Genomic DNA, 305 nt, shown 5'->3' with positions numbered 1-305 from the left:
GATTCCGTCATCCGCGATTGGTACGTCTGTTACTGGAGTTCAGACGTGTGCTCTTCCGATCTCTGAAGCTGACCATGCCGCCAGAGGCCGGCAACTACGAGATCCTCTACGTGCAGCGCCAGGGCCGGGACGTGCTGGCGCGCCAGCCCCTCGAGGTCACCGCCGTCGAGGCCAGCATCGCCGCCGCCGGCTCGGCCGCGGCCGGCGCCACCATCCCCTTCGAGTGGAGCGGGCCCGACTAGCATCTGGACTATATCTCGGTCGTCGAGGCCGGCGGCGGCGGACGAGACCATATCAACTACACC

At 66.6% G+C, this 305-nt stretch carries 1 protein-coding gene; it reads left to right on the top strand.

All coding sequences use genetic code 11. The features are described from left to right. A partial coding sequence (locus tag ACEWQZ_RS00025) for a hypothetical protein (protein WP_476481026.1) occupies positions 1-242 on the top strand: 242 nt, incomplete at its 5' end. Positions 243-305: the final 63 nt, after the last annotated feature.

The sequence above is a fragment of the Wenzhouxiangella sp. YN1 genome (assembly GCF_056324145.1).
The sequence above is the reverse complement of the archived record's forward strand: the minus strand, read 5'-3'. Positions and strand labels throughout refer to the sequence as shown.